Source organism: uncultured Dialister sp. (genome assembly GCF_900541605.1).
GTDB lineage: Bacteria > Bacillota > Negativicutes > Veillonellales > Dialisteraceae > Dialister.
This window is the reverse complement of sequence record NZ_UQKJ01000017.1, coordinates 1-25,652: the sequence shown is the minus strand read 5'-3', so window position 1 is coordinate 25,652 and position 25,652 is coordinate 1. Positions and strand designations below refer to the sequence as shown.

At 53.3% G+C, this 25,652-nt stretch carries 25 protein-coding genes and 1 other annotated feature; of the genes, 9 read left to right on the top strand and 16 right to left on the bottom strand.

The window, feature by feature from the left end:
- Window positions 1-344: 344 nt before the first annotated feature.
- Both QZR21_RS02475 and QZR21_RS02470 read left to right on the top strand, forming a co-directional pair.
- Window positions 345-842, top strand: a complete 498-nt coding sequence (locus QZR21_RS02475) for a hypothetical protein (protein ID WP_296098059.1) — start codon at window positions 345-347, stop codon at window positions 840-842.
- A 104-nt stretch (window positions 843-946) separates the two neighbouring features.
- Window positions 947-2,302, top strand: a complete 1,356-nt coding sequence (locus tag QZR21_RS02470) for a YadA-like family protein (RefSeq protein ID WP_363926300.1) — start codon at window positions 947-949, stop codon at window positions 2,300-2,302.
- A 276-nt stretch (window positions 2,303-2,578) separates the two neighbouring features.
- Here the strand turns inward: QZR21_RS02470 and QZR21_RS02465 are convergent, their stop codons facing one another.
- From QZR21_RS02465 to QZR21_RS02415, 11 genes are all read right to left on the bottom strand, one after another.
- Complete coding sequence (locus QZR21_RS02465) at window positions 2,579-4,036, bottom strand: hypothetical protein (RefSeq protein ID WP_296973584.1); 1,458 nt, start codon at window positions 4,034-4,036, stop codon at window positions 2,579-2,581.
- Window positions 4,037-4,232: 196 nt separating this feature from the next.
- Window positions 4,233-5,132 (bottom strand): M48 family metalloprotease, encoded by a 900-nt coding sequence (locus QZR21_RS02460; RefSeq protein WP_296098051.1) that lies wholly within the window; start codon window positions 5,130-5,132, stop codon window positions 4,233-4,235.
- A 1,137-nt stretch (window positions 5,133-6,269) separates the two neighbouring features.
- Window positions 6,270-7,550 carry a glutamate-5-semialdehyde dehydrogenase gene (locus tag QZR21_RS02455; RefSeq protein WP_296973581.1) on the bottom strand — a complete coding sequence of 427 codons (1,281 nt, stop codon included), beginning with the start codon at window positions 7,548-7,550 and terminating at the stop codon, window positions 6,270-6,272.
- 101 nt (window positions 7,551-7,651) lie between these two features.
- Window positions 7,652-8,347 carry an amino acid ABC transporter permease gene (locus QZR21_RS02450; protein ID WP_296098047.1) on the bottom strand — a complete coding sequence of 232 codons (696 nt, stop codon included), beginning with the start codon at window positions 8,345-8,347 and terminating at the stop codon, window positions 7,652-7,654.
- Between the two features lies 1 nt (window position 8,348).
- Window positions 8,349-9,044 (bottom strand): amino acid ABC transporter permease, encoded by a 696-nt coding sequence (locus QZR21_RS02445; RefSeq protein WP_296098045.1) that lies wholly within the window; start codon window positions 9,042-9,044, stop codon window positions 8,349-8,351.
- 1 nt (window position 9,045) lies between these two features.
- Window positions 9,046-9,801 (bottom strand): amino acid ABC transporter ATP-binding protein, encoded by a 756-nt coding sequence (locus tag QZR21_RS02440; protein WP_296098043.1) that lies wholly within the window; start codon window positions 9,799-9,801, stop codon window positions 9,046-9,048.
- Between the two features lie 43 nt (window positions 9,802-9,844).
- Window positions 9,845-10,071 (bottom strand) — a binding site (T-box leader).
- Between the two features lie 287 nt (window positions 10,072-10,358).
- Window positions 10,359-11,156 carry a helix-turn-helix domain-containing protein gene (locus tag QZR21_RS02435; RefSeq protein WP_296098042.1) on the bottom strand — a complete coding sequence of 266 codons (798 nt, stop codon included), beginning with the start codon at window positions 11,154-11,156 and terminating at the stop codon, window positions 10,359-10,361.
- A gap of 112 nt (window positions 11,157-11,268) precedes the next feature.
- A complete protein-coding gene (locus tag QZR21_RS02430; protein WP_296098040.1) occupies window positions 11,269-12,009 on the bottom strand; it encodes a hypothetical protein in 741 nt (246 codons plus the stop codon).
- A gap of 44 nt (window positions 12,010-12,053) precedes the next feature.
- On the bottom strand, window positions 12,054-13,082 hold the full coding sequence (locus tag QZR21_RS02425) for an NAD/NADP octopine/nopaline dehydrogenase family protein (protein WP_296098038.1): 1,029 nt from the start codon (window positions 13,080-13,082) through the stop codon (window positions 12,054-12,056).
- A 214-nt stretch (window positions 13,083-13,296) separates the two neighbouring features.
- Window positions 13,297-13,710 carry a peptide deformylase gene (locus QZR21_RS02420; RefSeq protein WP_296098037.1) on the bottom strand — a complete coding sequence of 138 codons (414 nt, stop codon included), beginning with the start codon at window positions 13,708-13,710 and terminating at the stop codon, window positions 13,297-13,299.
- A gap of 296 nt (window positions 13,711-14,006) precedes the next feature.
- A complete protein-coding gene (locus QZR21_RS02415; protein WP_296098035.1) occupies window positions 14,007-14,504 on the bottom strand; it encodes a hypothetical protein in 498 nt (165 codons plus the stop codon).
- A gap of 465 nt (window positions 14,505-14,969) precedes the next feature.
- Between QZR21_RS02415 and QZR21_RS02410 the strand changes: the two genes are divergently transcribed.
- The 5 genes from QZR21_RS02410 (at window position 14,970) to larC (ending at window position 19,773) form a co-directional block, all read left to right on the top strand.
- A complete protein-coding gene (locus tag QZR21_RS02410) occupies window positions 14,970-15,707 on the top strand; it encodes a sulfite exporter TauE/SafE family protein (RefSeq protein ID WP_296098033.1) in 738 nt (245 codons plus the stop codon).
- A gap of 109 nt (window positions 15,708-15,816) precedes the next feature.
- On the top strand, window positions 15,817-16,086 hold the full coding sequence (locus tag QZR21_RS02405; RefSeq protein WP_296098031.1) for a hypothetical protein: 270 nt from the start codon (window positions 15,817-15,819) through the stop codon (window positions 16,084-16,086).
- A 349-nt stretch (window positions 16,087-16,435) separates the two neighbouring features.
- On the top strand, window positions 16,436-17,251 hold the full coding sequence (larE, locus tag QZR21_RS02400) for an ATP-dependent sacrificial sulfur transferase LarE (RefSeq protein WP_296098030.1): 816 nt from the start codon (window positions 16,436-16,438) through the stop codon (window positions 17,249-17,251).
- Between the two features lie 314 nt (window positions 17,252-17,565).
- The gene (gene larB / locus QZR21_RS02395) at window positions 17,566-18,327 is read left to right on the top strand and encodes a nickel pincer cofactor biosynthesis protein LarB (RefSeq protein WP_296098028.1); all 762 of its coding nucleotides are present in this window, start codon (window positions 17,566-17,568) and stop codon (window positions 18,325-18,327) included.
- A complete protein-coding gene (larC, locus tag QZR21_RS02390; RefSeq protein ID WP_296098027.1) occupies window positions 18,328-19,773 on the top strand; it encodes a nickel pincer cofactor biosynthesis protein LarC in 1,446 nt (481 codons plus the stop codon).
- A 125-nt stretch (window positions 19,774-19,898) separates the two neighbouring features.
- Here larC and ttdB read toward each other — a convergent pair whose 3' ends face one another.
- Together ttdB and ttdA are read right to left on the bottom strand one after the other, a co-directional pair.
- Complete coding sequence (ttdB, locus tag QZR21_RS02385) at window positions 19,899-20,528, bottom strand: L(+)-tartrate dehydratase subunit beta (RefSeq protein ID WP_296098025.1); 630 nt, start codon at window positions 20,526-20,528, stop codon at window positions 19,899-19,901.
- Between the two features lie 36 nt (window positions 20,529-20,564).
- Window positions 20,565-21,470: a L(+)-tartrate dehydratase subunit alpha gene (gene ttdA / locus QZR21_RS02380; protein WP_296098023.1), complete on the bottom strand. Its 906-nt coding sequence runs from the start codon at window positions 21,468-21,470 to the stop codon at window positions 20,565-20,567.
- A gap of 255 nt (window positions 21,471-21,725) precedes the next feature.
- Between ttdA and QZR21_RS02375 the strand changes: the two genes are divergently transcribed.
- Both QZR21_RS02375 and QZR21_RS02370 read left to right on the top strand, forming a co-directional pair.
- Complete coding sequence (locus QZR21_RS02375) at window positions 21,726-22,616, top strand: LysR family transcriptional regulator (RefSeq protein WP_296973570.1); 891 nt, start codon at window positions 21,726-21,728, stop codon at window positions 22,614-22,616.
- 25 nt (window positions 22,617-22,641) lie between these two features.
- Window positions 22,642-23,067: a hypothetical protein gene (locus tag QZR21_RS02370; protein WP_296973567.1), complete on the top strand. Its 426-nt coding sequence runs from the start codon at window positions 22,642-22,644 to the stop codon at window positions 23,065-23,067.
- 38 nt (window positions 23,068-23,105) lie between these two features.
- On the opposite strand, the gene QZR21_RS02365 is transcribed toward QZR21_RS02370, so the two are convergent.
- The 3 genes from QZR21_RS02365 to QZR21_RS02355 are packed head-to-tail and all read right to left on the bottom strand — an operon-like array spanning window position 23,106 to window position 25,462.
- A complete protein-coding gene (locus QZR21_RS02365; RefSeq protein WP_296098017.1) occupies window positions 23,106-24,011 on the bottom strand; it encodes a metal ABC transporter solute-binding protein, Zn/Mn family in 906 nt (301 codons plus the stop codon).
- Between the two features lie 7 nt (window positions 24,012-24,018).
- Entirely contained in the window at window positions 24,019-24,807 is a 789-nt protein-coding gene (locus QZR21_RS02360; protein ID WP_296098016.1) for a metal ABC transporter permease, read from the bottom strand.
- Complete coding sequence (locus QZR21_RS02355; protein WP_296098014.1) at window positions 24,794-25,462, bottom strand: metal ABC transporter ATP-binding protein; 669 nt, start codon at window positions 25,460-25,462, stop codon at window positions 24,794-24,796. Before QZR21_RS02355 ends, QZR21_RS02360 begins: the two co-directional genes overlap by 14 nt.
- Window positions 25,463-25,652: the final 190 nt, after the last annotated feature.

The following is a 25,652-nucleotide window of genomic DNA, read 5'->3' as shown; positions in this document are numbered from 1 at the left end:
TGCATAAAAATCCTTATGAAATCTGACTCTGCGAATTAATCAGCGCTTCCCTGGCACGATGCGCTTTCCATTGGAGAAAGGGGACGGCCAAAGGCCGGGGGATGGATCTGCCTCGAAGCGGCAGGAGCGGAGGAATCTTCCTTGTCGTGGAGGATGCTGGGCTTTTCAAAAAGTTGGGATAAGCAGCTTTTTTATCTATTTATAGTGGTCATGCAGCTAGCTATAGTCTCTTTCTATACTTATTTCTAAAAAAGATTTATAAATTCCGTTTTGCTTCTTATGATATTCTATGAATTATACGATGTTTGTTTTGGGGTAGGGAATCAGGAGGAAGAGAGCAGGAAATGATGAACGGACCCATGGTATTTTTGCGGGGAATGAAAAAGAAAAGGCTTCTCGCCTGTCTTTTCGTGGCATTGACAGTGGGATATCCTGTTTGGGCAGCTGGGTCTATGGATGATTCTACTATATTACATAATCTGGCAAAAAATGATGATTCGAGGGATCCATCCATTGCAATCGGTTCAGTAACCGGGGAATCAAATGCGACTATCATTGGCAAAGAAATAAAATCCGGTAATAGCTCAGGAACTGCTGGTAATATAATTATTGGGAATGGTTCTTCTGATTATCCGCAGATATGGACGGAAGAGAATGATGGCACAAAAATTACGAAGGGGAAAAAACTCGTGGATTATGAATATCCATCTTCCGGTAATGTGATTATTGGTTATCAAAGCAGGGGGCAGGGTTATGCTGTTTCCATCGGTTTCGAGAGTAATTCCGAAAAAGATGGAGTCGCTCTTGGCGGCATAGCCTCTGCACAGGGAAAAATGGCGTAGCAATAGGACGAGGAGCCAATGCCGGTACCGGATTGACCCATAGCAAGCAGCTTTTCGATGAGGATGGTAATCCGGTCAAGAAAGATGGTCTTCCTGTTTTCGAGGTGCATAGGGATACCACTTCGGATAATACTGCCATCGGTGCTTATTCTACAGCTTATGGTGGCCAATCCAGTGCCCTGGGATGTGATTCGGCGGCAACTGGGGAGTATTCTACGGCATTGGGCTACTCTGCAAAGGCTGCCAAGCATTCCAGTACAGCTGTTGGCTCCAGTTCCGAAGCTTCAGGATGGGAATCTACTAGTATGGGATATGGTTCCAAAGCTTCAGGAGCAGGGGCTATTGCTTTGGGATATGTGGCACAGGCTGAAGCGGAGGGATCCATTGCAATCGGCTTCGATAATCGGTATGGTGGTCCGGCACGCTCTTCTGCAGACCACTCTATAGCATTGGGAGGAGGAGCAAATGCTTCCTTAAAAAATAGCGCTGCTATTGGATCCGGTTCAGTAACGAGCTATGATTTTACGAAAGCCCAGACGTCTATGACGCTGGATGGAAATACCTATAACTTTGCAGGGAATCCTACTGAGGAAAATGGGATTATCAGTGTCGGCAATTTTAATACCCAACTCCAACGGGTTATTACCAATGTGGCGCCGGGGCGGATTTCTTCGGACAGCACCGACGCCATCAATGGGAGTCAGCTTTATGGGACGAACCGGGCGTTGGAAGCTTTGAGCAGACGGACCGTAAAGTATGATATGGACAGTGATGGAAAATCTGTAGATCAGACGAAGATTACCCTCGCCGGAAATGGGGGCACTACCATTTCCAATGTGGCAGATACCGACATTGCCGGTGACTCCACCAATGCGGTGAATAGCCGGACTGTATATAAGGAAACCCGGGTATCGAATGACGGTATCTACATCCGGAAGGATAACAGCGCGACACAAAATATCGAGGCCCTGGACCACCAGGTGGCATTGAACGGGGACTCCATCATCTCCCTCCAGAGTGATGTCCACAGCCTGGGGCATCGGGTGAATAAGGTGGGCGCCGGGGCGGCAGCGCTGGCGGGGCTGCATCCCCTGGACTTCGACCCCGATGATAAATGGGATTTCGCCGCTTCCGTGGGGAGTTACCGGAATGCCCATGCCATGGCGCTGGGGGCCTTCTACCGGCCCAATGAGGGAACTATGTTCTCTTTGGGCGGCAGCTTCGGCAACGGGGAAAACATGTGGAACGCCGGGGTGAGCCTGAAACTGGGGCGGGGCTCCGGGGATACGTCCTGTTCCAAGACCGTCATGGCCCGGGAAATCGTATTCCTCCAGGACCGGGTCAAGGCGCAGGATGAGAAGATTTCCTCCTACGAGACCCGGCTGGCAGCGCAGGATAAAGAACTGGCGGAACTGAAGGACACCGTCCGCCGCCTCTCCGCTGCGGTGGAGGTGAAGTGAGAGCATAAAAGGGCCCTCGATTCTATGGAATCGGGGGCCTTTTTTAGAATTGGGAGTTAACGTTATGACGAAGCAGTGCATAAAAATCCTTATAAAATCTAACTCTGCGAATTAATCAGCGCTTCCTTAAGGTCCTGCGGCTTTGCCGCCATCAGATTTCATAAGGCGGCGCTATATGAACTGTGCGCCGCCACATCCATTCCTAACTCCTCATTCCTCATTCCTAATTTTTTCACGCTCTCTCGCCCGCAGGGCATTACCCTTAAGCCACTTCCCTCACGGCTTCAGATTCTTTGCCTGTTCTTTGATTTCCTTTATATTCTGCTGGATCTGTTTGATGGTCTTCATGGGACCTTCCCGGTTTCTGGCATCGGCGACGCTCATGGTTTTGCCGGTTTCCCTGTCCACCAGCTCTATGGTACCCAGATGGAGCTTGCCGTCGATGATGTGGAAGGCGTCGGTGCGGATGAGGCCGAAGTTGGTGTCGATGGTGACATCGTAGAAGTCCAGGGCCCGGTAGCGGTTGTTGAAGGTGCCGGAAATACCGTTGAAGGGGATGAGGCTGTAGAAGCCTCCGCCTGAAGAGAAGTTGCCGAAGGCTACGAGGTGCTTCACGTCGCCGTCGCAGTGGATTTCGCCGTCCAGGGTGACGAGGCAGTAGAATTTCGGCTCCTTCGTGGGGATGCGGCTGTCCAGGTCTTCCCCGTGGAGGTAGATGTTATAGGCCCGGCTGTCAATGTTGTAGTCGCCGTAGGCGGTGACGGTGCCGCCGTAGACCCGGGCGTTCACGTCGGAAAAGGTCATTTCTCCGTCGTCGTAGTGGATGTCCCCTTTCACGTCGTAGAAGTCCAGGGCCGGCACGTGGAGTTCCGGTATGGTGACGGTGCCGTCTCCGATGGGATGGGCCAGGGGCCCGCTGCCGGAGGCGGTGAGGGTCATCTTATCGTGGATGCCATCGCCAAGGCCCATGGAGGAAGGATCTACCCCCATGGCGGTGACGGTGATGGTGGAGGGAAGTTCTTTTTCTTTGAAATTGATTTCACAGTCCGCTTCCACCCCATCCCCCACCATGGTGCCGCCGAATTCACCGGTTTTGATGTAGAGCCGGCTCAGGCCGCGGGTATTGATGCGGCCGTTGATGGCCACGTGGTTCATGAGGTACCGCCGCTGCCGGTAGAAGGCCTCCATCCGTGCGTTGTGGACGGTGATGGTAAAGTCCAGGGGCTTTCCCTGGCGGTTGAAGTTGGAAATCCGGTCTTCCAGGTTTTTATTGTTCTCCCTGTCTTTTTCTTTATCCTGCTTGATTTCGCCCTCTTTCCGGTTTACGAAGTCCACGTTCATGTCTTCGTCGAAGTGGACCGCAAAGACCGGACTTTCCAGGGTGATTTCCTTAAGGGTGGTGGAGACAAATCTCTTCTGCAGGACATCCCAGGGATTCACCTTGAAGGAGCCGGCAGGGACCCGGAGGATAGGGTTGCCCTCCGGGTCGTCCCAGGCAAGATTCGTAAAGGTGACACCGCCGTGGATATTGGCGGTGATGGACTCCACGGTAATGGTGCCCCGGAGCATGTCCTGCCGGGAGGCGGCGTAGTTGAAGAGGCCTGCGGCGCCGTAGCTCAGGATTTTTGCAAAAAGGAGAAGAAGGCAGAAAAGGGCGGCAGCAAGGCCCAGAATGATGAGAATGTACCGGGACCAGTGCTTCTCTTTCCGAAGTTTTGTCAGTTTTTCCTTCATAGAAACTCCTTATTAATTATTGATTAGGAATTAGGAATGAGGAATGAGGAATGGTGGATGCGGCGCACAAATAATATAGCGCCGCAAAGTATATATTCTTCCTTGAGCCCAGGCGGCAGCCTTAGCCATGGCCGACCGGCCACCGCCTTGCCAAAAGGGCAGAGCCCCGGTCGAAGGCCGCTGCCCGGGCACGCTTTTAGTCCCATACGTCGGAATTTGCGCTGTGCTTATCCCCCATGATCTTCCGTATCCGTTCAATCCGCTTGGGGGTGTCCGGGTGGTCGTTCATGAGGCTCTGGAAGAAGCCGGAGTTTCCTCCGCCGTAGATGGATTCTATGCGGAGGAGGCCTCCTGCCAGTTCCCGGCCAAGGCCCAGATGGCAGGCGTAGGCGTCCGCTTCATATTCCTCTTTCCGGCTGCCGAAGCGGGAAATAAGGAGCATGGGGATCTGGAGAATGAAGTAGAGAATATTGTACTGGAGACTGATGAAGAGGGCAAAAAGGTTGATGACAATGCCGAGAAAAGGAATCCAGATGAGAAGGCGGCAGATGAAGAAAATGGTGTTGTACACCATGACGATGATCTGGCCGAACCATTCCATGCCCACGCAGAGGAGGTTCGCCCAGGTATGGCCGTTCCGGATATGTCCCATTTCATGGGCCATGACGCCGATGACCTCCCCCTCCGGGAACTGCCGGAGCAGCGGCGCAAAGACCACGATACTCTTTCCCAGGGAAAAGGCGTTGTACTCGTTTCGAAGTCCCACGTAGAGATGGTAGTCCGAGGGATCCAGGTTTCCCCGGCGGCAGATTTCATGAAGCCCCTCTTCCAGAAGCATGGCATCTTCTCCGTAGGCCTTCCGCCCGCCCTGGGAGAAGACGAAAATCCTTTCAAAGGGCCCGATTTCCGCCAGAATACCCGGAATGAGCACGGAGGCCAGGGAAAGCTTCACCAGAAGGTCAAGGTCACTGGCGCTGCCGGCGGTGGACATGCCGCCCATGTAGGCTAAAGACAGCATGATGGACCAGAAGGAAAAGTCCATGATGAAGTTTACGATAAAGGTAAGGATAATGAGGATAATAGGGGTAAGAGACATGGGGACTCCTTAAAGAATAGAATTGGGATTCATGGGACGCTTGGCGCCGGGCAGAGCCATTGGCAGGGACCGGGCATCCTGAAAATTCAGAATGAAGTGCTTTCTGCTTTTAATCATAGCACGGCGGGAGGAGAAAGGACAAAAAGGGAGCCGGGAAAAATGAAAAATCATCTTTCTCGGCTCCCTTTTGGTGGAATCATTTCAGGAGAATGGTATACCACGAAGCACGGCGCTTTCTGCATCCCGTCATTTCGACCGGTGATGCAGCCGCTGGACCTCAATTCTCAAATCTTTTTCCGGAATACCGTCACAGTCATCTATCTGGGAGATTTCTCGACTCTCTCTCACATACGATTCTTATGTTTTCTCTCACTCCGACGCTTACCAACGCTCGAAATGACGTTAAGGGGAATATAGTCACCTGGAGTGATAACGGTATTTCTGAAAAAATGACCCCTCCCACACCCCGTCATTTCGACCGGTGGCAGTATGCTTAATGGCTCTGCAGTCCAGAATCGCTGCAGCTCCGAGGAGTGGAGAAATCTTTCTCGGGCTCGGGAATGCAGGGCTTTTTCCAGCAGATAACGTTGTAACACCGTCATAGTCATTGACCAGGGAGATTTCTCGATTCCTTCTCACATACCATTTTTACAGATATACTCATCACGGCGCTTGCCTCCGCTCGAAATGATGGGGGAGGGATGGAGTCAATTGTGTAAAATGGTATACCACGAAGAATGGCTCTGCCCGTATTCCGTCATTTCGAGCGGTGTGAGCATGCTATATGAGAATTCAGTCCAGAATCGCTACAGCTCCGAGGAGTCGAGAAATCTTTCTTGTGTTCGGGAATACAGGCCTTTTCCCGGCAGATAATGCTGAAATACCGTCACAGTCATATACCAGGGAGATTTCTCGACTCCTTCTCACATACCATTTTTACAGATATACTCATCACGACGCTTACCTCCGCTCGAAATGACGGGGGCGGTGGGTAAGTCTCATAGGTTGGATAGGTTGGAAGGCTTGAATAGATTGAATCAACCTCACCAACCTTTACAACCCTTCCAACCTGTCTCACTATCTCACTATCTCACTAACCCACTTCCCAACCTGCCGGGCTGCAGCCTGGACGCTTCTTTACAGATCCCTGAAGTGGAAGTGTTTTTTCCCGGAGGCGTAGTCCCCTACGACCTGGCCGTTTCCGATGAGCCGGTATTTATAGGAAACCAGTCCTTCCAGGCCTACGGGGCCCCGGGCGTGGATTTTGGAGGTGGAAATGCCCACTTCTGCACCGAAGCCGTAGCGGAAGCCATCGGCAAAGCGGGTGGATACGTTCCGGTAGACCCCGGCGGAATCGACTAAGGTCAGGAACCGTTCGGCGGTCGCATCGTTTTCGGTGATAATGGAGTCCGTATGGTGGGAGCCGTAGGTATTGATGTGGCGGATGGCTTCATCCACGCTGTCCACGAGGCCGATGGAAAGCATGAGGTCCAGGTATTCCTTGTGCCAGCCGGCCTCTTTGTCCATGGGCTGGGCGGGAATGATATCATCTACCCCTTCACCGCCCCGGATGGCTACGTTGTGATCCCGGAGGGCTCTGGCCAGTTTCGGCAGGAAATCTTTGGCAATGGCCCGGTGGACCAGGATGGTTTCTACCGCGTTGCAGGCGGCGGTGTACTGGGTCTTGGCATCGATGATGATGGGGATGGCTTTTTCGATATCGTAGTCCTTATCCACGTAAATGTGGCACACCCCGTCTGCATGGCCCAGGACGGGGATGCTGGTGTGGTGCATGATGTACTGCACGAAGGCATTGGAGCCCCGGGGAATGAGGAGGTCCACGGAGCCCTGGCATTCCAGGAGTTCGTCGATTTCATTGTGCTGCTCCGCCTGGAGGAGGCATTTCTCCGGGAGCCCCGCCGCCATGGCGGCCTCGTGGATGAGGGAGAAGAGGATGCGGTTTGTATAGGTGGTTTCTTTCCCGCCTTTCAGGATGGCGCAGTTGCCGCTCTTCAGGCAGAGGGAGGAAATCTGGACCAGGGCGTCGGGCCTGGCTTCGAAAATGACGCCGATGACGCCGATGGGGCAGGTAATGCGGGTGAGAATAAGCCCTTCATCCAGCTGCCGATGGAGGGTTACTTTTCCGATGGGGTCCGGCAGGGAGAGGAGGCTTGTAAGTTCCGCCGTCACGTCGGCAAGTTTTCCTTCGTCAAATTTCAGCCGCTTCTTTACGGCCTGGGGCACCCCGTTTTCTTCGGCCAGGGCCAGGTCCTTCCGGTTGGCTGCAAAGATTTCTTCTTTATGGGCGGTGAGGGTGTCCCGGATGTTTTCCAGGGCCTGGTTCCTCTGGGTTAAGGGCGTGGCTGCCAGCAGGGGAGAGGCCTGTTTCATCTGCAGGGTTTCTTCTCTTATATTCATGGAAATCGCTCCTTCCGTGTACATGTCTCCATTGTAGGGGAGAGAAGGAAATGAGTCAAGAAAGGTGCGGGCAGTCCGGCTTGCAGGCTCGGGTCCAATACTTACATCTTTTCCCGGAGTTTCTTTTCCCACCAGGAGAAGAAGAAGGTAAGGATAATGGCCACGGCCCAGTAGGCGATGGCATCGGCGATGTAAGGCTCCGTGCGCCGGTTGTAGAGGGCGGAGAAAATGTCGGCTTCCGCAAACATATCCACCACTTTCACCGTGAATACGAGGGCCAGAAGTTTGATGGTCTTCAGGTAGTAGGTGAAGAAGGCCGGCATGGCCACCAGGAAGGCCTGGGGAAAGATAATGCGGGTGAAGGCCCGGAAGGGGGTCATGCCCATGGCCACGGCGGCCTCATACTGCCCCTTTTCCACGGCCCGCAGGGCGCCCCGCACGTTTTCCGACTGGTAGGCGGTGTTGTACAGAATAAATGTGGTATACACGGTCCAGTAGGGGGATACGTCGAAGGGCTTCACCGTGTGGCCGACGACGGATGAAATGAGGGGAGTCAGCAGGAAGGGCAGGGAATTATAGACAATGAAAAGCTGTACGATGGCCGGTACGCCGCGGAGGAAAGAAACGAATACCGCAAAGAGACCGTTTACCCCTTTACCGCAGCGTTCCCGGGCCACGGCAATGGCAGAGCCGATAACGATGCCGAAAAACAGGCTGATAAAGGCCATGAAGAGGGTATTGGGAATGGCCTTGGCGATGAAGAGGAGAGCCGTCGGTAATATGGAAAAATCTATCATTTTATGCCCTCCTTACTTCTCTGCTGTTATACTTCTGGAACAGATGGAACGCCAGCTCCACGAGAATGACCAGGGCCCAGTAAATGAGTGCCACGGCGCAGTAGGTTTCCAGTTTTCCCTGGCCGTAATTGGCGTTGATGATGAGGCCCGCCCGGCCCATGAGGTCCACCACGCCTATGAAGTACATGACCGACGTGTCTTTCAGGATATTGATGGCTTCGCTTACGAGGCCCGGCAGTGCCACCGGCAGGGCCTGGGGGGCGATGATGTGGACCACCCGGTGGAAAGGGGAGAGGCCGAAGACCATGGCCGCTTCGGTCTGTCCCTTATCTACGGACAGGTAGGCGGGGCGGATGATTTCGGAAATCACCGGGGTGTAGTGAAAGGACAGGGCGATGAGTACGTAGGCCGTGAGAGGCCAGCCGTCGGGGCTGATGTGAAGGGCCCGGACGATGACCGGCAGCACGAAGTACACCAGGTACAGGTCCAGAATGAAAGGCATGGACCGGTTATAGGACAGCCATACTTCGCAGATCTGGTGAAGAATGGGCACTTTTGCGATGCGGATCACCGCAACCAGGGTGCCGAAGAAAAGGCAGAGGACGATGGAGGCAATGATGACTTCTATGGTAAAGGGCAGGGCCGTGGAGAGCCTTGGAAAGAGGCCCAGGAAATAGGAAACATTAAAGGTCAGCATTTTATCCCTCTTCCCGTTTCAACATGCGCTGGAGGAACTGCCTCGTCTTTTCTTCCTTTGGGTGGGTGAAGATATCATCGGGGGTCCCTTCTTCCACGATGTGGCCATCGGTCATGAAGACCACCTTCGACGACACTTCCCTGGCGAAGTGCATTTCATGGGTGACGATGATCATGGTGATACCCAGGGTGGCAACGGAGGCGATGGTATCCAGCACTTCCCCCACCAGCTCCGGATCCAGGGCGGACGTAGGTTCATCGAAGAGAATCACGTCCGGCCTGGGGGCCAGGGCCCGGGCAATGCCCACCCGCTGCTGCATGCCGCCGGAGAGGGCGGAGGGGTACATTTTTGCATAATCCGCCATGTGCACCCGTTCCAGCTCTTTCATGGCGATTTCATTGGCTTCTTTCTTCGTTTTGCCGTAGCCGTAAATGAGGCCTTCCGTCACGTTTTCCAGGACCGTCTTGTTTTTGAAGAGGTTGAAGGACTGGAAAACCATGGTGGATTTCCGGCGGAGCTGCTGGATTTCCTTCTTCGTGATATGGGTAAAATCGACGGATACGTCGCTGATGGTGAGCTTTCCGGCGTCCGGCTTTTCCAGGTAGTCCAGGCAGCGGAGAAATGTGGTCTTCCCGGTGCCCGAGGGGCCCAGGATGGAGACGACGCTGCCCTTCTCTACGGACAGGCTGATATCTTTCAGCACCGGATGGGTTCCAAAGGATTTGCGGATGTGTTCCGCCTGCAATACGAGGGACATACAGAGCCTTCTTTCGTTATAAACAATATAAAAAATCTCCATCCCATGGGACGGAGATTTCCGTGTTCCACCCAAATTCGCTTTCCCGTCACCGGGAAAACCTTGGCAAGTAACTGTGACTGTGAGCTGTAACGGGCACCCCGGACGGCCTACATTTCTTCAGCCCGCCTGCTCGAAGAGGCACTTCCATGAAATTCCCATGCCCCCTTCCACCACCGGGGCTCTCTGGTATGGTTCCATCCATGTACTCTCTCTTGTCCTTGCTTTTATGGATAACATATCAATTATGTTCAATATAACACATATATAGGAGAGAATGCAAGGGGAAGGAGATTGGGGCTGGGAATGTTGGAAAGTGGCTGAAGGGGATGGATCAGCGCAAAAATAATTAGGAATTAGGAATTAGGAATGGTGGTGGCGGCGCACAAATTATATAGCGCCGCCAATTTTATATATCCCCTCGGCCGCAGGCCGTTCCCCTTGAGCCGCTTCGCCGCAGGCGTTCCCCTTGGCAGCCTTTTCATTAGCCTTGACGTCAGTCACAGTCCGGCGGCCCTTTACATCCACTTCATGGCTTCTTTCATGGGGCCCGGCAGGGCCTGGCCGAAGAGGCGGTCCATGGCATCTCTCGTGACAAGCCAGGTGCGGCCCGATTTCCGCCGGTCCCCTTCATGCATGCGGGCGGCAGCGTGGCCGGCTCCGGCGGCAGCACTCCGTACGGCGTTGCTGTCCCGGTTCCAGATACGGGCGGCTTCTATGGTGGAGAAAACGAGAAGCAGGGGATTCAAAGGTAACTTTTCCGATTTCTCATTTCGATAGACCCGAAGGGCGGCGGATTTCAGGATGAGCCAGGTGGTGCCGGACTTTCTCACTTCGGAAAAAGCAAAGAGTCCTCCCTCTCCGGCCCGCTCGCAGTCCGACTGGACCCGCTTCGCATCGATGCCATAGAGCTTTGCAATTTCCTGGGGCGTCCATACTTCCTCCAGGGGGTCGAAGGGAAGATGGTAAATATCCATGATTCCCAGGTCCGGTTCCCAGGTGTTCGACGGGAAAACGACGATTTTTCCATCTCCTGCTGCCAGGGCGCTTCCCGCAGGAAGCCGGCGGCCGGAGAGGAAAGCAGTATAAGCGGCCCGGGCTTTTTCTTCGGGAAGGGAAGAAAAAATCCAGTCCACCGGGCCGGAAGAGACCGGCAGGGCTTCTTCCTCGGGAATAGAGGGCTTTTCGTGGAAGAGGTACAGGTGAGGCCCTTCCACGAGGATCCATCCTTCCTTCGGAACGGCTCCTTTCAGGAAGGCGCCATAGCAGGACTGGGATTCGGTTTCATTTTTTGTATGTGTGTAGATTCGTATCATAGTTTGTAATTGCGGGTGCTGATCGATGGATATAACCGGCACAGGGCTGCTGGCATCTGATCGCTATCAGCTCCTGATGTAAATGACTCCGGCCATCAGCATTGAAAATGACTCACAGCGACGACAGCATGCGGATGTGGCCGGCCAGGAGTTCCTTATTAATGTAGTCATGGATTTTCTCCATAGGAGAATCAGGAGCGATGGCTTCCCGGTCCGCGGTGCCGGCACCGTGGCTCTGTATTTTTCCGTCGTAGCTGTAGCGGGTCATGGACAGGGTCTGGATCCGTTTATGGGGCACATCCATCTTTACGTGGTAAATGACGGATGAGAAATTCTGGTCCTTCCAGGGATAGGAGATGCGGACCCAGAATGTGGCGTACCCGTCTTTGTAGGTGATGGTGTTCTTTTCTACATCGTAGGTGCTGCCATGGAAACGGACGCCCTGTTCCTTATAGACCAGGAGCCAGAGGGGCTTCACGAAACGGGGCAGCGGATTGGCTACGTAGTGGGTATAGAGATTCATGCCGAAGGAATGGGGCACGAGGCGGCTCCAGTTCTGGGGATCATCACTGTACCTGAATTCGTGGGTTTCCTTCCCGGAAGTATCGAAGGTCTTCATTTCTGCTACCCGGTAGGCCCTTTTATCTTTGTCAAATTCAATGGTTGAAATAGTGGTGCCATCTTTTCCCAGAGATTTGATATTCAGGGAAGAACGGAGGCCGCTGTCCACGTAGGAGTCCGTATCCACCTGGGTGGTGGCGGAGTCCTGAAAGGAAATCCAATTTTCCGCCATGGCCTGGGTTCCTCCCATAAACAGGCAGGCAGCCATGAGGGTAACCAGCAATTTCTTCATAGAGATCCTCCTTTTGGGAAAAACAGCATTGGGGGCAGATGCTCCTATTTCAGGCTTTTAATGACACGCAGGTCCTGGGGTGTCAGGAAAGGGGTATAGGCTGTTCCCAGATACAGGGACAGAGTATCCACGAGACTTCGAATGTGAGGCGCCTCTACGTGCATCATATCTGCCAGGTCCCGGAGACTTCCCATACCGCAGGGCAGGTCTTCAGACAGGTAGCGGCCTTTAAGGTCAGAAGGAGCCATGACCGTTTTGTAGGATTCATTTTCGGTGAGCGCTTCATAGAGATTTTCTTTTTTATCTCCCCAGGAAGCATTCAGTACATCCAGCAGGGAGGAAAGGGAAAGGCCCAGAGCTTTACCAATGGCAATCCGTTCATTATCACAGGCCTCCATGTAGTCTGCCACCCGCCTTGTCAGGGGGACACCAAAGAAATGGAAGGATTCCCCATTTTCTATGCGGGTGATATTGAAGAGGCACTGGGTGACGTGGATGATGGGGTTCGTGGCGGAAAGGGAAGTGGACGCAGGCGATGCTACCCGGCTCACCTTGGACGCCATGAGATGGAAGAGATTGCTGAGTTCCCCTTCTTTCCCCAGGCAGGAGTAGCCGATTTCCTCTTTCATGGCTTTGAAATCGAGACATTTGTAATCCGGGGAGAGTCTGGAAATAAAGGGCATGTTGGCAGTCTCTGCAATGGTGATATCCGGCACATCCTGTTTCTTGGAAAGTACACGGCAGGCCTTGATGGCTCCCCAGCAGCCGTTCATGAAGAGAAGGCACTGTCCTTCCCGGAGGAAGGGTGCCACCTCTTCTACCACCGCTTCGTGGTCCGTGGCATGGGTGCAGACCATGAGGATATCCGCTTTCTGACAGGCCTCTTTGAGGTCCGTTACCACGGGCACAAAGAAGGAGGCATCCATCCGGCCCCGGACGGTGAGGGGCGTCTTATTCCAGAACGCTGCCTTCATGCGGTTCCTGACAAAGACCTGACAGGGGATATTTTTCAGGTTAAAAAATGCGGCGGCCGCCAGGGCTGTGCTGCCGGCACCGATGATTGTGATATTCATTCGTTCCTCCTACAGAATCCGGCAAAATAATAAAACCGGACCGAGATCTTTACTATTATAACCTATTTACTGTTTTATGAACATGAAGAAGGAGCAGGAATTTGATTGGAATTTCCCCAGTAGGATAATCCCGGTCACTCCGGAGGTACATGATCCGATGTTATGGGCGCAGGCAATATAAAAACCATGGCCGGGGCCATGGTTTTTGCAGCTGTCATATCAGTATACCCTCCAGATGGTCCATTTCATGCTGGACAATTTCTGCGGTGAAACCCTTAAAACGGTGCTTTTTCTTGTGGAATGATTCATCCTCGTATTTCACTTCCACCCAGTCGTAGCGCCGGCAGGGACGGCGTCCGGCAAGGGAAAGGCATCCTTCTTCGGCGTCGTAGGAGGTGGGAGAGTGGTTTGTGATGACCGGGTTATACAGGACCATGGCCTTTTCTCCGTCATAAATGGCAATGATGGCCTTTGTGCTGCCGATCATATTTGCCGCCAGGCCTACGCAGTTTTCCCGGTGGGATACCAATGTATCCAGAAGGTCCTGGCCATCGGCCCGGTCTTTGGAGGAAGCTCTCCCGGCTTTCCTTCCCAGGAAGAGAATATCTTTGACAATAGGACGAATCATAGGGAGGAACTCCTTAGAAATAGTGAGTCAGCGAGCTGGTGAGTTGGTGAGTTAGTAAATTAGGAATTAGGATTTAGGAATGAGGAATGGTGGTGGCGGCGCATTATTTATATAGCGCCGCCAATTTGATAACCCGCCAGCAGTTGCTATGGGGCGGATGAAATCAAATGTGGTCATTCAGAGGCTTTGCTGATAAATATATTTGCGGCGCTTTCAAATTGTGTGCGCCGCACCTTCATTCCTGATTAATGGGCATGCCGTTTTCCCGGGATATATGGGATAATGTCATACCAGCCTTACAGACTGAATCCGTTTGTTTCGTCTCCGGGCTTATCCAGACGGCGGGCGATGTCGTCGTACACTTCTCCCAGGTGGTAGATGATCATATCCAGGGTAACGCGAACTACTTCGGGGTCAAACTTTTCTGACCTGGTGGTGGTGGTGACGTCGAGGAATACGTTGTCATCGGAGCCTACCACGTATTTCATGATGGCGTGATGGGCATTGAGGTCATTCAGGAAAGCCATGAAGGTCTTCCTTGCCGGCCCTTTGGGGGCAGTGCCCAGATGAACCCGAAGAAGAATGTACATACTGTTGTCCGTGATGACTGCAGCCACCAGCTTGTGGTGCTTTCCGGCGGGAATGGCGGTCATGAAGACCGAAGTATCATAGGAGTCATGCACATCCCGGCGCTTGAAAAAATTCAGCCCCTTTGCCTTTGTATAGTTGTCAAAAATGTCAGCTTTCAGATTTTTTTTGCGGTTCCCCTGGGGGAATGGAATGGTTTCTGCCATGTTTAGCCCTTTCTGCACGGTGGCACTTTTCAGGAAATATCTTTCCCTATTATACAGGATGTCGGGGGAGTTTGAAAACCTGTCAAGGGGTACCAATAGGCTTATAGGTATATATTAAATTTTTCTATATCGATTGCTTTTCAAAGGCCGGGGAAAACAGGAAACCGGTGGTTTCCATGATTGAAACAGACCGCTTTCTTTCAAAAAACTCGATTTTATCGACGATGATATTAAATCATATTGACCTGTTAATATGAGTTATGGTTATACATACATTGTTATCTAGTCATTCGAAAATAAGATTGATTACACAAAAATCAATAACATAATTAGATTAATCTATACCGATTGAACAAAGGGACATAACCCGCAAAAACCGGGGTTATAATGGAAACATCAAGATTCGCATCGGCGGACATCGATACTATCCGCCTTTAAGAAATAGACAGGAATAAGGTGATACTTATGGACTTAATGATGCTTCCTGAATTTATCAAACTGGCCCTCTTCATGGCGGCTGTATTTATTTCTAATATTGTGCAGGCACTGACCGGATTTGCGGGGGTCATGATTTCTATCCCGCCTACGATTCTTCTCTATGGCCCGGATATGGCAAAGGCTGTAATTAATGCTATCTGCTGGCTCGTCTGTGCGTACCTGATGTTCCGGAATCGGAAATATATCAATGGCAGGGAACTCTTTCGGATTGTGGCGTTCATGCTGGTAGGGATGGCCATCGGCATCCATCTTTATAACGCAGTCAACCAGCAGATCCTGGTTCCTCTCTATGGAGCCATCATCGTGGGAGTGGCACTGAAGAATATGATTTTCAAACAGGGGACATCTCCCCTGCCTGCATGGATTGCTATCCCCGTGCTTCTGGGCGCCGGAATTATCCATGGCATGTTCGCTTCCGGCGGGGCCCTGCTGGTGGTGTACCTTGTGGCTACTTTCCGGGATAAGGATTCCTTCCGGGCCAATGTGGCCTCCGTATGGACTGTACTGAATCTGGTGCTCATGTTCAATGATTACCAGAAAGGTCTGTATACTCCGGAATTCTTTGAACTTCTGGCGCTGGGTGTGATTCCCCTGGCCGCTGCAATATATCTGGGAAATAAAATTCATGACATGATCAACCAGAAAATGTTCAACCGTCTTACCTTTGGACTTCTCCTGGCAGCGGGGAGTATGATCCTCATCTGATCCAATGATGCCTCCTCTTTGAGGAGGCATTCTTTCTTTTATTGTGGGAACCCTAAAATGGTGGTATAATAATTCTGAGAAGAATTATCAGTAAAAGGAGGCGGCTGCTATGGGTACTTTTTTGACAGCCCTTATTATATGCGCTATTGCTGCATGGTTTGGATACAGCCTTTATCGTATGTGGAGAGGTGCCAGCGGACGGGACTGCGCCAGCTGCGCACTGGGCGGCGATTTTGATTATGCCCGCTACGGTGCACAGAAGGTGATGCCGAAGCAGGAAGAATTCGTTACGGCGGCGGGCCACCACATCATTATTGATGAAGAGGCGGCCCGGAGAAGAAGGGAACGGATCCGGAAAATGATGGAAGGAAAGGCTTGAAGAAAGCGGCGCCATTGGCGTCGCTTTTATAATGGGATGATGGATAGAGTTCATCAGCAGGGTGGCTGCATGCTTACGGCTGGTGGAGACTTCAGACTGTCAGAATTCATGGGGCGGCGCTATATGATTTGTGCACCGCTGCCATACTTTCTCCTTTTCCCACCTCCTGATTAACGACAGGATGCGTTTGCAGCGGAGTCCTCCCCCTGTTTCCGTTAAACCCTGCTTCATATGTTATAATGAAAAAATAAAGTACCTGCGGCCCTTTGGCGGGCCGTATTTTCCGCCCTTCCATCCTCCCGGCAGGCGCCCGGAGTCAGGACGGTGTATAAAGAATGGAGATACTGTCATGGTGAGTGAAGAACTTTTGAAGAAACAGGAAGCCCTGGAATCGTACCTGAAGGAACTGGGCAGCGTGGTGCTGGCCTTTTCCGGCGGCGTGGATTCGACTTACCTTATGCATGAGGCCAGAAAGGTGCTGGGGACTAAGGCCATGGCGGTGACCATGAACCTGGCTTCCGTACCGGAGCGGGAAGTGGCGGATGCCATAGAGTACTGCAAAAAAGAAGGCATCCGGCAGAAAGTAGTCAAAATGGACCAGTTCAAAATCGAAGGATTCGCGGAGAATCCGGCCAACCGGTGCTACCTGTGCAAGCATTTCCTCTTCAGCTCCCTGAAGAAGATGGCGGAGGAGGAAGGATTTGCCTATGTCATCGACGGGACGAATATGAATGATGCGTCCCAGTACCGGCCGGGGCTGAAGGCCCTCTCCGAGCTGGCTGTCCGGAGCCCCCTGCGGCATGCAGGGCTTTACAAGGCAGATATCCGGGCCCTTTCGAAGGAAGCGGGGCTGCCCACCTGGAGCAAGCCTTCCTTTGCCTGCATGGCTACCCGGTTCCCCTATGGGGAAACCATTACGGAAGACAAACTGGGCATGGTGGAAAAGGCGGAGGATTTCCTTTTCGCCAAAGGGTTCAAACAGCTCCGGGTCCGTTTCCATGAAGGAAACATGGCCCGCATCGAAGTGCTGCCGGAGGACCTGTGGCATCTGTATAAGATTCACGAGGAAGTGGCAGCGGCCTTCCGGTCCTTCGGTTTCACCTACGTCACCATGGACCTCATGGGCTACCGCATGGGCAGTATGGATGAGGTGCTGGAAAAATAATTCAGTAAGGATTTCTATACTTACAGACCATGAGAGGCAGGATGGTTAATTAGGAATTAGGAATCAGGAGTTAGGATGATGGTGGCGGCGCACAAATAATATAGCGCCGCAAGTATTAGTTATTTTTGCGTTTTATCCAATTACGGCAAATAGTTAAAAACTGGCTGAACTTCATAAGGCTAAAATTTGTATGCAAAGTATTTGATATCTTATATTATTGCGGCGCTATATGAATTGTGCGCCGCACCACCATTCCTAATTCCTAACTCCTCATTCAATTACTGAGTCGTCGTATCGACAGCAATAGGAGCCATATGGATATCAAGAATATTCTGGAACAGGTAAAGCAGGGAAAACTGGATATTGATGAGGCGGAGAGCCTTCTCCGGGAGAATCCGGCGGACCGGTCCTATGAGGAAATGGGATTTGCGAAGCTGGATACAGACAGGAAGAAGCGGTCCGGCTTTGCGGAGGTGGTGTACTGCCAGGGGAAGTCCGACGCTTTCCTGGGACAGATTTTCAGGAAGCTCTACGACTGTGATGGGGAAGTCTTCGGGACCCGGGCCAGTGCCCACCAGTATGAACTGGTGAAGAAGTTCCTGCCGGATATTTCCTATGACCCGGTGTCCCATATCCTGAAGCAGGAAAAGGAAAAGGACCACATCGGCTGCATCGCCGTGTGCACCGGTGGTACGGCGGATATTTCCGTGGCTGAGGAAGCCGCCCAGACGGCGGAATACTTCGGCAGCCACGTGGAACGGATTTATGACGTCGGCGTGAGTGGCATCCACCGGCTCCTATCCAAGGAGGCCCTGGTGCGGCAGGCGAACTGCGTCATCGCCGTGGCCGGCATGGAAGGGGCTCTGGCCTCTGTCATTGGCGGCCTTGTACGGAATCCGGTGATTGCGGTGCCCACGTCCGTAGGATACGGCGCCAGTTTCCATGGCCTGTCGGCTCTTCTGACCATGATTAATTCCTGTGCCAATGGCATAGTGACAGTGAATATAGATAACGGTTTTGGCGCCGGTTATGTGGCTACCCAGATCAACCGGCTGGCGGAAAGGGGAAAGATTTAAATGGGAAAATCCTTATATTTGGAAGCGTCTTCCGGCATTGCGGGAGACATGTTTGTGGCAGCCCTTCTGGACCTGGGGGCGGATCGGAAGGTACTGGAAAAGGCACTGGACTCCATCCCTGCCAAAGGATTCACCGTGAAAATCTCCAGGGTGCAGAAGGCGGGCATCGACTGCTGCGATTTCAATGTGATCCTGGACAAAGAACACGAAAACCATGACCACGATATGGCCTATCTCTATGGGCCCCTGCCGGTGGCAGAAGAACATCATCATGGGGAAGAGGATCATGACCACCACTGCCATGGTCATGACGGGGAAGAAGGCCATGATCACGAGCATCACTGCCATTGCCATGACGGGGAGGAGGGCCATGATCACGAACACCATTGCCACTGCCATGAGGAAGAAGGTGATGGGCACGAGCATCACTGCCACTGCCATGGCGAAGAGGGCCACCATCATGACCACGACCATCACCACCATCATGAACACCGGCATCTGGCGGATGTGGAAGCGGTCATCGACGGTACGGACATGACGGAATCCGCCCGGAAACTGGCGAAGAAGATTTTCCGCATCGTGGCGGAGGCGGAATCGAAGGCCCATAACCTGCCCATTGAAGAGGTCCACTTCCATGAAGTGGGAGCCATCGATTCCATCGTAGATATCATTGCAGCGGCCGTATGCTTTGAGTCCCTTGGCATTACCGATGTCATTGTGCCGAAGCTCTCGGAAGGCACCGGCTCCGTCCGCTGCCAGCACGGCGTGCTTCCGGTGCCGGTTCCGGCTACGCTGAATATCGTCACCGCCTGCCATATGCCCCTGGAAATCATGGAAGCGAAGGGAGAGTATGTAACCCCCACGGGAGCAGCCATTGCAGCAGCCCTCTGCACGTCCCACAGCCTGCCTGCTTCTTTTACCATCGTAAAGACGGGCCTTGGTGCCGGAAAACGGGACTATAAAGAACGGACCAATATCCTCCGGGCCCTCCTCATCGATACCGGGGAAGGACAGGGGGATAAGGATGAAGTGGTGAAACTGGAAAGTGACATCGACGATGCCAGCGGTGAAGTGCTGGGATACACCATGAAGCGCCTCATGGAAGCGGGAGCTTTGGACGTCCATTACAGCCCCGTTTACATGAAAAAGAACCGCCCTGCCTGGGAGCTTACGGTGATCTGCAAAGAGGACACGAAGGATGCCATGGAGGATATCATCTTCAGCGAGACCACCACCATCGGCATCCGGGAATTCACCTCGGTCATGCGGTCCATCCTCCGGCGGGAGGAAGTGGAAGTAGATACGGCCTATGGTAAGGTGAAGGTGAAGGAAGTCACCATTCACGGCGAAAAACGGCGGTATCCGGAGTATGAATCGGTGAAGAAACGGGCCGAAGAAAAGGGAGTCCCCTTCCAGGAGGTCTTTGACCTGGCGAAAAGGGGATAAGGAGCATCATAAAAGGGAGCAGGATTTGTCCTGCTCCCTTTTGGTTTGGCATGCTTATGGGTTGAGCTATCAGCATGGGGCTGTCAGCAGCCCCATGCTGGCGGCTCTATCTGTTTTCATGACGTTTACTTAATGAATCCCACCTGGGCGCTGATGATTTTGATCTGCTCGTCTTTCCGCCTGTTGTATTCCACCTTTTTCTCTTCGAAGTAGTTCTTCCCGTAGGAATCGATGGAAACGATGAGGGGACCGAAATTTTTCACATGGCAGTGCCACAGGGTTTCCGGCATGCCCAGTTCCTTCCAGTGGGCATCCACCACTTCTTCTACTTCCTGGGCGGCTACCACTGCATTTCCGGCGGGGAATACGCAGTGGATGGCACCGAATTCACGGCAGGCCCGTTCCGTATTTTCCTTCATACCACCCTTGCCTACGATGACCCGGACACCGGTTTTCTTTACGAATTCATACTCGAATTTTTCCATGCGCATGGAGGTGGTGGGGCCTACGGAAACCATTTCATAGGACTCTTCCCCGTGGGGACGGATGATGGGGCCTGCGTGAAGGATGGCCTTATCCTTAATGTCTACGGGCAGGTCCCTGCCTTCTTCTACCACCCGGCGGTGGGCTACATCACGACAGGTGGTGAGGTCGCCGGAGAGGTAAATGATATCTCCGATATGAATATCTTTCAGATCTTCCCGGGAAATGGGGGTGGTGAGTACTTTATTTCCGTCTACGATTGAAACAGCCATTTTCTTCTCCTTTTATGATAAAATCCAACTATCGAATCAGCCGTTATAGGTGAAATGGCTGTGGGTATCGGTCTTGAAATGGAGGTCTTTGTCGAATACAATGTGGCCTCTCCGGTGACTCCAGCACCCTACGCATACAGCGCAGCCGATGACAGAGGGGTGGCGGGCGGTGTTTTCAATGTTTACGCCCATGACGGAGTAATGGCCGCCCATCCCTTGGGGGCCGAGGCCCAGGGCATTGATGCCGTCTTCCAGGAGGTGTTCCATTTTTTCTGCGTTTGGGTTATCGTTGTGGCTTCCGATGGGGCGGAAGAGGGCTTTCTTGGAGTTCAGTGCCGCCGTTTCCACGGAGGTGCCGATGCCTACGCCCACAAGAAGCGGCGGGCAGGCATTGAGGCCGTAGCTTGTCATGCGGTCCAGTACAAACTTCGTCACCCCTTCATAGCCTTCACCGGGCATGAGTACCGTGGCGCAGCCGGGAAGCGAGCATCCGCCACCGGAAAGGTAGGTGTAGATCTCGCACTGATCGGAATGGGGAACCATGTCCCACCAGATGGTGGGGGTGCCTTTGCCCACGTTCTTTCCGGTGTTGTATTCGCTGAATGTTTCTACGGAATTCAGACGGAGCGGCGTTTCGAAGGAGGTCTTCACCACGGAATCCCGCAGCAGCTTTTCCAGGTCATCGATAAGCGGGAATTTCGTGCCGCAGCGGATCCAGAACTGGGGAACCCCCGTATCCTGGCAGGACGGGCGCTGCAGTTTTTCTGCCAGCATCTGGTTGCGGAACATGGTACGGTAAATGACTTTGGCCAGGGGCGTATCTTCCTTGTCCCGCAGTTCTTCCAGCTTTTCAATCACGTCGTCCGGAAGACGGATGGCGGTGTGGCCAAGAAATTTGGCCATAATATCTTTCATTTTTTCAACCTGTTCTTCGTGGTTCATTATATCCTCCTAGACAGCAGTAATCCTTTTATTTCGGGAAGCTCTTTGCTTCCCCTCACTCTGCAGTTATTATAGGCCCCTGCCAGGCCTATGTACATTTGAAACTATTGATTTGAGCATAGGGAAAAGCTATACTGAAAGAAATGGATTTGCATGGCTGCGGATAGAGACGATGGCCGGGCTGCTGCCGCTGGCAGCCGGAAGCCCTGTGCCCGTATCCATCCGCCGGCATGCAGACATTCTCAAGGAGGGACCATGACTCTTACCCAGCTTTCCTATTTCTGCGCCGTCTGCCGGGCCCACAGCATTACCCGGGCGGCGGAGGCGCTGTACGTATCGCAGCCCACCGTCTCCACGGCCCTTCGGGACCTGGAAAAGGAATTTCACTGCCGCCTTTTCATCCATGGCAGGAATCGGATTTCCCTGACCGACGAAGGCGCCGATTTCTATGAGGAAGCCCTGCGGATTCTGAAGGAAACGGAAAAGCTGAAGACCCGGTTCGACAGGAGGGAAGCGGAGAAGCCCCTTCGAATCGGCATACCGCCCATTCTCTCCACCGTATGCATCCCGGAACTCACAGACCGGTTCGAGGAGGAGACGGGGGTGTCGGTACAACTCTTCGAATACGGGTCTATCCGGGCAGGGGAACTGGTGGAAAAGGAAGAACTGGATGTGGCCCTGGGCAATCTGGACATGTACAACCTGGATACCTATAATTATTTTCAGATCATGGAGGATTCCTATGTATTCTGCCTGTCCCGGAACCATCCCCTGGTGAAGGCGGGGGCGGTGGACGTGGACAGCCTTTCCCGCCGGCCCATCCTTCTTTTCAATACGGACTCCATGTCCACGGAAACGGTGATTTCCTATTTCCGGTCCCGCCATGTGGAGCTTCCGGTGAAAATGTACTGCAGCCAGCTCATCACCCTGCTGCAGGCGCTGGAAGGGGGAACCTGCAGTGCCATTCTGTATCGTTCCATCCCGGTGGATGAAGAGAAGTTTGTAAAGATTCCCCTTCCCGGTATCACCTGCAAGGTGGGAATCCTCTGGAAGAAGGGGGTCTTCATCCAGGAAAACCTGCAGCGGTTTATCCATTTTGTGAAGAAAGAGTATCCCGCAGGAAAAAAGAGCCTTTCCGGCCGATGAAAGGATCCATTGATGTACAGGAGGTATGATGAAAAAAACGGTATGGATTGCAGCAGCCCTGGCAGGGGCTCTCTGTTTCCCGCTTATGGCGGATGCCCACGGTCCCTATGACTGCTGGGGATATTCCGGAAACCGGCAGGAGAGACCCCATGGGTTCCACTGCTTTATCCCCGGGCCCCATGGGGAACGGCCGGGGAATGACAGCCTTTCCTCTTCTGTTATCCTGGTCTCCGTGGATGGGGACCTGAAAAGGAGGGGGATGGAAGAAATCTGCCGGAAATACCATCTTTCCGTGGTATATGACTATAAGAATTTCAACATGTATGCCCTGAAGACAGCGGCTCCCCTGGGGGCGCGGGATATGGAAGCCCTGGTTCAGCGTCTTTCCGGAGAAGAAGGAGTCCTCTCCGTAGAACGGGACAGGACGGTGACACTGGACAGGATACGATAAATAACCATATACATATGGTTATTTATCGTATCTATCCCTTATTCATTCATCGCCTGATCCAGCTTGGACAGGTTGTCTTCCATGGTGGCAAGGTAGCTTTCATCGCCGGACTCCTCCATGGTGGAGAGGGTCTCTGCCCTGGCGCCGGCTTCGGCGGCCAGGGTCCTGGCAAGGGCGGGGTCCATGGTTTCTTCGGTGAAGATGGTTTTCACATGGTGAACTTTGCAGAACTCGATGAGTTCTATGAGTTTCCTGGCCGGCGGCTCGCCGGTGGCGAAGGCATCTTCCACGCTTTCCTGGGTGAGGCCGAAGTCCCTGGCCAGGTAGCCGAAGGCGGCATGGCCGGTGACGAGTTCATGGCGTGGTGCCCTTTCCAGGGAACCCCTGTATTTTTCTTCCAGCCGGTCTATACGGTCCGCAAAATCTTCATAATTTTTCATAAAGAGGTCCCGGTCCTTCGGGGAGGCGGCAATGAGCCCGTCCCGAATGGCCCGGGCCTCTTCTTTTGCTTCAGACAGGCCCAGCCAGGTATGGGGGTCGTAGGCACCGTGCTCCTCCCTTTCCTCTTCATCGGTGAGGAGAATGGGTGCCACTCTGGCGGAGGCGTCGACGGTGATGAGGCCTGGGGAGGCGGCTCCCCGGATGGCTTTTTCTGCCCAGTGCTCCATGCCCATGCCGTTATACACGAAAAGACGGGATCGGGAAAGTTTTACCATATCCTCTGCCCGGGGTTCGAAGTCATGGGGCTCCGTGCCGTCGGGCACCATGACCGTAATGGACACGGCACTGCCGCCGATGGCCTTCGTCAGCTTTTCCATGGCTCCGAAGGATACGGTTACCGGGATGGTTCCCTCCGGAGGGGGCGGCGCTTCCCGTCCGCAGGCGGTGAGGGAAAGGAGAAGCCCTGCCAGAAGGAGCAGGACCCACTTTTTAAGGAGTTTCATAGGTACCTCAAAGTACGTGCTTCACAAATAGAGTCAGAAGGAGAAGAAAGGCTGCTGTCAGCGCCGTTACGCCGCCGGGGGCAGCGCCGATATAGAAAGAAATGAAGAATCCTCCCAGAATAGAAAGGAAACTGTAGGCCAGGGATGCCAGGAAGGTGGCCCGGAATCCTTTCTGGAGCTGCAGGGCGCTGGCCACAGGGAGGGTGATCATGGACGTAATGACCAGGATGCCCACGGACCGGATGGATACGGAAATGGCAGCGGCCACGAGGAACGCAAATAAATAATTCAGCCGTTTCACGTGGACTCCGGCGATACGGGACGCGTCCTCATCATAGGTAATATAGAGAAGCTGGTGGTAGTTGAACGCAATGAGGAGCACCGCCAATAGACTCAGGATAGCGGTGGCGGCCATATCCACAGGGGATACGGTGAGCATGGAACCGAAGAGATAGGCGTCGGCATTGGCATGAAGATGGCCGCTGCTGATAAGGGTGATGGCGATGCCCACAGAAATGGAAAGGACGATGGACAGGATGAGGTCCGTATATTTCTTGAAATACTGCCGGAGAAATTCGATGGACAGCCCTGCCAGGGCGGTGAAGATAAAGGACGTGAGCACCGGGCTGTCCCGGAAGAGAAGACCCAGGGTGACGCCGGCCAGGGAAGAATGGGCCAGGGTATCGCCAATCATGGAGTACCGCTTCAGCACGAGAAATATGCCGATGCAGGGACAGAGGATGGCGATGCAGAGGGAAATGAAAAGGGCATTCTGCATGAAACTATAACTGAACATGGCCGCCCTCCTTTTCGATGTACTCTTCAATATAATGGGAAACACTGCACAGATGGCCGTGGCCCTGGTCCACATGGTACAGGCTGGTGGACACTTTGCCGGCCTCCTCCATGTTATGCTCCACCGCCAGCACCGTGAGATGGCGCTCCCGGTTCAGCCGGGACAGCTCCCGGTAAATTTCCCTCTGGTTCATGAGGTCCACCCCTGTGGAAGGCTCGTCCAAGATGAGAAGGTCCGGATTTCCCATGAGGGCCCGGGCGATGAGCACCCGCTGGTGCTGTCCGCCTGACAGGCGCCCCATGAGGACGTCCTCAAAATCCTCCATTCCCGTGGCGGCAAGGGTTTCCTTTACAGAAAAAGAATTCAGGTGAAGCAGTTTTCCGTAGGAATGGATGACCTCTCTTACGGTGATGGGAAAGGCCTGGTCCCGCCCCGGCATCTGGGGTACGTAGCCGATGCGCCGGGCATTCATTCGGATAGTGCCTTTTGCAGGATGGAGGAAACCGAGGATGAGCTTCAGCAGGGTGCTTTTGCCGCTCCCGTTGTTTCCCACAATGGAAATATAGGAACCCTCAGGCACCTGGAGGGAAATGTCCTCCAGAAGCCAGGGCTCTTTCCCGGTGTAGGAGAAATAAAGATGGTCTATGGTCAGCATGATGGCTCCTTTACGTAATGCAGGAATCTCTTCTCATCATAGCATAAAAGGGCAAATGGTAAGGGAAGGGGTGGAGGGAAAAGTTAGGAGTGAGGAGTGGATGTGCGGCGCACAATTCTAAAATGGACCCCGAGGAGTGGACACATCCGAAAGTGAGGCCCCCGGATTTTGGACACTTCCTCACCGTTTC

Coding starts and splice junctions, on each gene's coding strand:
- QZR21_RS02355 (WP_296098014.1), bottom strand. CDS start 25,462: ATGCTGACCATAGACCATCTTTATTTCTCCTACACCGGGAAAGAGCCC.
- QZR21_RS02370 (WP_296973567.1), top strand. CDS start 22,642: ATGATGAAAAAAACGGTATGGATTGCAGCAGCCCTGGCAGGGGCTCTC.
- QZR21_RS02430 (WP_296098040.1), bottom strand. CDS start 12,009: ATGAAGAAATTGCTGGTTACCCTCATGGCTGCCTGCCTGTTTATGGGA.
- QZR21_RS02435 (WP_296098042.1), bottom strand. CDS start 11,156: ATGATACGAATCTACACACATACAAAAAATGAAACCGAATCCCAGTCC.
- QZR21_RS02415 (WP_296098035.1), bottom strand. CDS start 14,504: ATGGCAGAAACCATTCCATTCCCCCAGGGGAACCGCAAAAAAAATCTG.
- QZR21_RS02465 (WP_296973584.1), bottom strand. CDS start 4,036: ATGAAGGAAAAACTGACAAAACTTCGGAAAGAGAAGCACTGGTCCCGG.
- QZR21_RS02460 (WP_296098051.1), bottom strand. CDS start 5,132: ATGTCTCTTACCCCTATTATCCTCATTATCCTTACCTTTATCGTAAAC.
- QZR21_RS02440 (WP_296098043.1), bottom strand. CDS start 9,801: ATGTCCCTCGTATTGCAGGCGGAACACATCCGCAAATCCTTTGGAACC.
- larB (WP_296098028.1), top strand. CDS start 17,566: ATGGATATCAAGAATATTCTGGAACAGGTAAAGCAGGGAAAACTGGAT.
- QZR21_RS02360 (WP_296098016.1), bottom strand. CDS start 24,807: ATGTTCAGTTATAGTTTCATGCAGAATGCCCTTTTCATTTCCCTCTGC.
- ttdA (WP_296098023.1), bottom strand. CDS start 21,470: ATGAACCACGAAGAACAGGTTGAAAAAATGAAAGATATTATGGCCAAA.
- QZR21_RS02420 (WP_296098037.1), bottom strand. CDS start 13,710: ATGATTCGTCCTATTGTCAAAGATATTCTCTTCCTGGGAAGGAAAGCC.
- QZR21_RS02365 (WP_296098017.1), bottom strand. CDS start 24,011: ATGAAACTCCTTAAAAAGTGGGTCCTGCTCCTTCTGGCAGGGCTTCTC.
- QZR21_RS02450 (WP_296098047.1), bottom strand. CDS start 8,347: ATGATAGATTTTTCCATATTACCGACGGCTCTCCTCTTCATCGCCAAG.
- QZR21_RS02475 (WP_296098059.1), top strand. CDS start 345: ATGATGAACGGACCCATGGTATTTTTGCGGGGAATGAAAAAGAAAAGG.
- larC (WP_296098027.1), top strand. CDS start 18,328: ATGGGAAAATCCTTATATTTGGAAGCGTCTTCCGGCATTGCGGGAGAC.
- QZR21_RS02455 (WP_296973581.1), bottom strand. CDS start 7,550: ATGAATATAAGAGAAGAAACCCTGCAGATGAAACAGGCCTCTCCCCTG.
- QZR21_RS02375 (WP_296973570.1), top strand. CDS start 21,726: ATGACTCTTACCCAGCTTTCCTATTTCTGCGCCGTCTGCCGGGCCCAC.
- ttdB (WP_296098025.1), bottom strand. CDS start 20,528: ATGGCTGTTTCAATCGTAGACGGAAATAAAGTACTCACCACCCCCATT.
- larE (WP_296098030.1), top strand. CDS start 16,436: ATGGTGAGTGAAGAACTTTTGAAGAAACAGGAAGCCCTGGAATCGTAC.
- QZR21_RS02410 (WP_296098033.1), top strand. CDS start 14,970: ATGGACTTAATGATGCTTCCTGAATTTATCAAACTGGCCCTCTTCATG.
- QZR21_RS02405 (WP_296098031.1), top strand. CDS start 15,817: ATGGGTACTTTTTTGACAGCCCTTATTATATGCGCTATTGCTGCATGG.
- QZR21_RS02445 (WP_296098045.1), bottom strand. CDS start 9,044: ATGCTGACCTTTAATGTTTCCTATTTCCTGGGCCTCTTTCCAAGGCTC.
- QZR21_RS02425 (WP_296098038.1), bottom strand. CDS start 13,082: ATGAATATCACAATCATCGGTGCCGGCAGCACAGCCCTGGCGGCCGCC.